5 protein-coding genes are annotated in these 6,749 nt (G+C 55.2%); 2 read left to right on the forward strand and 3 right to left on the reverse strand.

The window, feature by feature from the left end; all coding sequences use genetic code 11:
- Positions 1-1,689 (forward strand): glycogen/starch/alpha-glucan family phosphorylase (glgP, locus tag FDX03_RS20130; protein ID WP_249357129.1); only part of this gene is annotated, 1,689 nt, incomplete at its 5' end.
- 9 nt (positions 1,690-1,698) lie between these two features.
- The gene (gene malQ / locus FDX03_RS20135) at positions 1,699-3,786 is read left to right on the forward strand and encodes a 4-alpha-glucanotransferase (protein WP_137346487.1); all 2,088 of its coding nucleotides are present in this window, start codon (positions 1,699-1,701) and stop codon (positions 3,784-3,786) included.
- Between the two features lie 131 nt (positions 3,787-3,917).
- On the opposite strand, the gene gntT is transcribed toward malQ, so the two are convergent.
- The 3 genes from gntT to gntX all read right to left on the reverse strand — a co-directional run.
- Positions 3,918-5,234 (reverse strand): gluconate transporter, encoded by a 1,317-nt coding sequence (gene gntT, locus FDX03_RS20140; protein ID WP_003023507.1) that lies wholly within the window; start codon positions 5,232-5,234, stop codon positions 3,918-3,920.
- A 368-nt stretch (positions 5,235-5,602) separates the two neighbouring features.
- Positions 5,603-6,178, reverse strand: coding sequence for a Fe-S biogenesis protein NfuA (nfuA, locus tag FDX03_RS20145; protein WP_003023509.1), 576 nt, complete (start codon positions 6,176-6,178; stop codon positions 5,603-5,605).
- A gap of 58 nt (positions 6,179-6,236) precedes the next feature.
- Positions 6,237-6,749 (reverse strand): DNA utilization protein GntX (gntX, locus tag FDX03_RS20150; protein WP_249357130.1); only part of this gene is annotated, 513 nt, incomplete at its 5' end.

Here is a 6,749-nt window from a genome sequence, read left to right on the forward strand (position 1 = left end):
GACGGTGATTTCCTGCGCGCAGAGCAGCAGGGCATCGACGCCGAAAAACTGACCAAAGTGCTGTACCCGAACGATAACCACACCGCGGGTAAAAAGCTGCGCCTGATGCAGCAGTACTTCCAGTGCGCCTGCTCCGTAGCCGATATTCTGCGCCGCCATCATCTGGCGGGACGTAAATTGCACGAACTGGCCGACTACGAAGTTATTCAACTGAACGACACCCACCCGACTATTGCGATCCCTGAACTGCTGCGCGTGCTGATCGATGAGCACCAGATGAGCTGGGACGATGCATGGACGATCACCAGCAAGACGTTTGCGTATACCAACCACACTTTGATGCCAGAGGCGCTGGAGTGCTGGGATGAGAAGCTGGTGAAAGCGCTATTACCGCGCCATATGCAAATCATCAAAGAGATTAACGACCGCTTTAAGACGCTGGTCGATAAAACCTGGCCGGGTGATGCTGAAGTCTGGGCGAAGCTGGCGGTGGTGCACAACAAACAGGTGCGCATGGCCAACATGTGCGTGGTCAGCGGCTTTGCGGTTAATGGTGTGGCAGCGCTGCACTCCGATCTGGTGGTGAAAGATCTGTTCCCGGAATATCACCAGCTCTGGCCGAACAAATTCCATAACGTCACCAACGGGATTACCCCACGTCGCTGGATTAAGCAGTGCAACCCGGCGCTGGCAGCGCTGCTGGATAAATCGCTGAAAAAAGAGTGGGCTAACGACCTCGACCAGTTGATTAACCTGGAAAAATACGCCGACGACGCGAAGTTCCGTCAGCAGTATCGTGACATCAAGCTGGAGAACAAAGCGCGTCTGGTGAAGTTTATTAAAGCGCGAACCGGTATTGAGATAACGACTAACGCGATTTTTGATATTCAGATTAAACGTCTGCATGAGTACAAGCGTCAGCACCTGAACCTGCTGCATATTCTGGCGTTGTACAAAGAAATCCGTGAGAACCCGCAGGCCGATCGCGTGCCGCGCGTATTCCTGTTTGGGGCGAAAGCGGCTCCGGGTTACTACCTGGCGAAAAATATCATCTTCGCCATTAACAAGGTGGCGGAAACCATCAATAACGACCCGAAAGTTGGCGATAAGTTGAAGGTCGTGTTCCTGCCGGATTACTGTGTCTCAGCGGCGGAAATGCTGATCCCGGCGGCGGATATCTCTGAGCAGATCTCAACCGCAGGGAAAGAGGCTTCCGGCACCGGCAACATGAAGCTGGCGCTGAATGGCGCCTTAACTGTCGGTACGCTGGATGGCGCAAACGTCGAAATCGCCGAAAAAGTGGGCGACGAGAATATCTTTATCTTTGGTCATACCGTGGAAGAGGTGAAGGCGCTCAAGGCCAAAGGTTACGATCCGGTGAAATGGCGTAAGAAAGACAAAGTGCTGGATGCGGTCCTGAAAGAGCTGGAAAGCGGGAAATACAGCGACGGCGACAAGCATGCCTTTGACCAGATGCTGCACAGTATCGGCAAGCAGGGCGGCGACCCGTATCTGGTGATGGCGGACTTCGCGGCCTACGTTGAAGCTCAGAAGCAGGTTGACGTGTTGTATCGTGACCAGGAAGCCTGGACCCGGGCGGCGATTCTGAATACCGCACGTTGCGGCATGTTCAGCTCGGATCGCTCCATCCGCGATTATCAGGTGCGTATCTGGCAGGCGAAACGCTAAGGAATCGCGATGGAAAGCAAACGTCTGGATAATGCCGCGCTGGCGGCGGGGATCAGCCCCAATTACATTAACGCTCACGGCAAACCGCAGTCTATTGGCGCCGAAACCAAGCGGCGTTTGCTTGAAGCCATGCATCGCACCACCGCCGCCACGCAGGTGGCGGTGACACCAGTGCCGAATGTCATGGTTTATACCGCCGGTAAGAAAATGTCGCTGGCGGTTGAGGGAAGCGGAGAGTTTAGCTGGCTGCTGACCACTGAAGATGGCGTACAGCACAAAGGGCATGCCATCGGCGGCAAATCTTTTCACCTTCCGACGAAACTGTCGGAGGGCTATCACTCGCTGACATTGACGCAGGGCGAGCTGCGCACCCACTGTCGTGTCATCGTGGCGCCAAAGCGCTGCTATGAACCGCAGGCGCTGCTGGAGGGGCAAAAACTGTGGGGCGCATGCGTTCAGCTCTACACCCTGCGTTCAGAGAAAAACTGGGGGATTGGCGACTTTGGCGATCTCCGCGCCATGCTGGTAGATGTGGCGCAACGCGGCGGCGCGTTTATCGGGCTTAATCCTATTCACGCGCTGTATCCGGCGAACCCGGAAAGCGCCAGCCCGTACAGCCCGTCATCACGTCGCTGGTTGAACGTCATATATATCGACGTCAACGCAGTGGAAGATTTTCATCTGAGCAAAGAGGCGCAAAGCTGGTGGCAGAAACCCGCGACTCAGCAAACCCTGCAACGTGCGCGGGATGCCGAGTGGGTTGATTATTCTGCTGTTACCGCACTGAAGATGACCGCGCTGCGCATGGCGTGGAAAAATTTCTCTGCACGTGACGATGAGCAGATGGCGGCATTTCGCCAGTTTGTGGCTCAGGAAGGAGATAGCCTGTACTGGCAGGCAGCCTTTGACGCGTTGCATGCGCATCAGGTGCAAGAGGATGCGTTGCGCTGGGGATGGCCGGTGTGGCCGGAAGCTTTTCAGTCGGTAGATTCGCCGGAGGTCAAACAGTTCTGCGCAGAGCATCGTGATGAGGTGGATTTCTACCTGTGGCTGCAGTGGCTGGCGTATACCCAGTTTGCTGACTGCTGGAAAACCAGCCAGGGTTTTGCGATGCCGATTGGACTGTATCGCGACCTGGCGGTTGGTGTGGCAGAAGGTGGGTCAGAGACCTGGTGTGACCGTGAACTGTATTGTCTGAAAGCCTCAGTTGGCGCGCCGCCGGATATTCTTGGGCCGCTTGGGCAAAACTGGGGGCTGCCGCCGATGGATCCGCACATCATCACGGCACGGGCCTACGAACCGTTTATCGAACTGCTGCGCGCCAATATGCAGAACTGCGGCGCGCTGCGTATCGACCATGTTATGTCGATGCTGCGTCTGTGGTGGATCCCCTACGGTGAAACTGCCGATCACGGCGCTTACGTGCACTATCCGGTCGACGATCTGCTTTCAATTCTGGCGCTGGAGAGTAAACGTCATCACTGCATGGTAATTGGTGAGGATCTGGGTACCGTTCCCGTGGAGATCGTCAGCAAGCTGCGCGACAGCGGCGTGTACTCCTACAAAGTGCTTTATTTCGAGAATGACCATGAGAAAAACTTCCGTGCGCCGAAAGCGTACCCGGAACAATCAATGGCAGTCGCGGCGACGCATGACCTTCCTACGCTTAAAGGTTATTGGGATAGCGGCGATTTGACGCTGGGTAAGGCGCTGGGCCTGTACCCGGATGAAGTCGTGCTGCGGGGGTTGTATCAGGACCGGGAGCTGGCGAAACAGGGGCTGCTGGACGCGCTGCACAAATACGGCTGCCTGCCAAAACGTGCTGGTCACAAGGCGTCACTGATGTCGATGACGCCGATTCTTAATCGCGGCATGCAACGCTACATCGCTGACAGCAACAGCGCGTTGCTGGGCCTGCAACCGGAAGACTGGCTGGATATGGCTGAACCGGTCAACATTCCGGGGACCAGCGACCAGTACAAAAACTGGCGGCGTAAGCTCACCGCCACACTGGAGCAGATGTTTGCAGATGAGGGCGTGAACAAGCTGATTAAGGATTTGGATAAGCGGCGAAAAGCAGCGGCGAAGAAGAAGTAATAAAGCCGGGGATATCCCCGGCTTTATTATGGTGAGAGCACGTAGGCCTGATAAGCGCAGCGCCATCAGGCAATTCTGGCGCACATTGCCGGATGGCGGCTTTGCCTTATCCGGCCTACAAGCTGTCCCGCTTAAACCACCATACCCAGCAGCAGACACCCAACCAGACCACAGACGGAGATAATGGTTTCCAGCATTGACCATGACTTGATGGTTTCACCGATAGTCAGGTTGAAGTACTCCTTGAACAGCCAGAAGCCTGGATCGTTCACGTGGGAGAAGATGACAGAACCGGAACCGACTGCAATAACCATCAGCTCAGGGCTTACGCCGGTCGTTGCAATCAGTGGTGCCACAATCCCGCCAGCGGTTATTGCCGCAACGGTTGCAGAACCCAGTGCGATACGCAGGACCGCCGCGATAGACCATGCCATCAGCAGTGGAGACACGTTAGAGCCGTGCATCATCGAAGCGATGTATTTGTCCACGCCGCTATCAACCAGGACCTGTTTGAAGGCACCGCCGCCACCGATGATCAACAGCATCATCGCGATGATTTTGATTGAGGATACCAGCGTGTCGTTAATCTGATCCATCGAACGTCCACGGTTCAGACCAAATGTGAACATCGCAATCAGCACCGCGATAAGCGTGGCCATAACCGGGTCACCGAGGAATTCTGCAACCGTCAGGAATGCATGTCCTTTCGGCAGAATCATCTCCGCCACGGCGCGCATCGCCATCAGAATGACCGGTACCAGAGAGGTCCAGACGCTGACGCCAAAGCCAGGCATCTCTTCTTCAGTGAAGGTTTTCGCGCTGTACAGACCTTCCGGGATTGGCTTATCGATGCCTTTCAGGAAACGTGCGTAAACAGGACCGGCGAGAATAACGGTCGGGATTGCCAGAATCGTACCAAACAGCAGGGTTTTACCCATATCTGCGTGGAAAATGGTGGCGATAGCGGTTGGACCCGGGTGCGGTGGCAGGAAGCCGTGCGTTACGGACAGCGCGGCAGCCATCGGCACGCCAACGTACAGCAGCGGGATGTTGGCAGCAGCGGCAATGGTGAACACCAGTGGCAGCATCAGTACGAAACCAACTTCGTAGAACAGGGCAAAACCAACGGTGAAGCCGGTTAATACCACCGCCCACTGAATATGTTTTTTGCCGAATTTAGCAATCAGGGTGGTTGCGATGCGCTGTGCGCCGCCGCAGTCCGCCAGCATTTTGCCCAGCATGGCGCCAAAACCCATAATCAGGGCGAGGCTGCCAAGGGTTCCGCCGACACCGGCTTTAATCGAACCAATGACTTTATCCAGTGGCATCCCTTGCATCAATCCGACAGCAAGCGCCACCAGGACGAGAGCGATGAAACCGTTCATTTTGAAACGGATCATCAGGAGGAGTAACAAGATTACACCGATAGCAACGATGACTAATGGCATGATTTACCTGGCCTTTACTTTGTTATGGGTAACGTCAGTGTTTAGATGACAAATTCCGATTGTCCCGACCGGGAACAGCGTATTCACAGCACCAATGCTGATTGCCCGTAAAACTAATCAGTTTCGCTGGCTGTTATGTGCGTCTTGGGTGCTGATACGAATGATACGGGTAACATACTGCGCTTGAAAATCACCTGAACAGGCAAAATTTAAATTATGAGAGGCTGGTCAAATTATGCGGGGGATTGTTGCAGGGTACGTGCAGAGAAATGTAAGTGCGTAGGCCGGATAAAGCGTTTACGCTGCCATCCGGCATCAATGCCCGATGGCGACGCGGATGCGTCTTACCGGGCCTACAAGTCTGGTCGCTAGTAGTAAGAGTGCTCGCCACGCTGGTGTTCGGTTAAATCGCGAACGCCTTTCAGTTCCGGGAATTCAGCCAGCAGCTGCTTCTCGATACCTTCTTTCAGCGTCACATCGACCATTGAACAGCCGTTACAGCCGCCGCCAAACTGCAGAATGGCGTAGCCTTCATCGGTGATTTCCATCAGAGAGACGCGACCACCGTGGCCTGCCAGCTGCGGGTTGATCTGCGATTGCAGCATGTACTCCACGCGTTCCATCAGCGGTGCATCATCGGCAACTTTACGCATTTTGGCGTTTGGCGCTTTCAGGGTCAGCTGGGAGCCTAACTGGTCGGTAACGAAATCGATTTCTGCATCTTCCAGATACGGTGCGCTCAGTTCATCAACATATGCGGTCAGCAGGTCAAATTTAATGGCGGTGTCGGTTGCTTCCACGGCGTCTGGCGGACAATAAGAAACGCCGCATTCAGCGTTAGGCGTGCCGGGATTAATCACAAATACGCGGATTTGTGTCCCTTCTTCCTGATTTGCCAGCAGTTTGGCAAAGTGCGCTTGTGCAGCATCGGAAATATGGATCATAGTAATGGCCTAATAGTTGACTATTTTACTTGGTTATAATACGCCCATCATCGAGGCTCTACAAGGTTCGACACAGGCACCATACCTGGGCAGTCGCCGCGCCGTTGCGTAAAAGCAGCTGCGCGATTTCCGCGACGGTACTTCCGGTAGTGACGACATCATCCACAATAACCATATGGAGTCCCTGCACCGGCAATTCAAGGCGAAAGGCGTTTTTCAGGTTACGTTTACGCAATCGGGCGCTGAGATGGTGCTGCGTGGCGGTTGCCCGAACCCGCGATATGGTCCGGCTGTCCCAGTCGCAGCCCAGCCAGCGCGCCAGTGGGCGACACAGTAATTCGCTCTGATTAAACCCCCTGCGCCAGTGCCGTCGCTGCCAGAGCGGTACGCTGATGAGCCTGTCTGGCAGAGGAAGACCGCTGACGCGCCGTGCCTGCAATACCTCCAGCAACAGCAGACGTGCCAGCGCAGGGGCTATTTCGCTGTACCGTGAAAATTTAAGCTGGTGGATAAGCCCGCTCAACGGCGGAACATAGTCGCTGACGGTGACCAGCCGCTGCCACGGCGGCGG

This window comes from Citrobacter sp. wls827, assembly GCF_005280875.1.
In the GTDB taxonomy this organism is placed as follows: Bacteria; Pseudomonadota; Gammaproteobacteria; order Enterobacterales; family Enterobacteriaceae; genus Citrobacter; species Citrobacter youngae.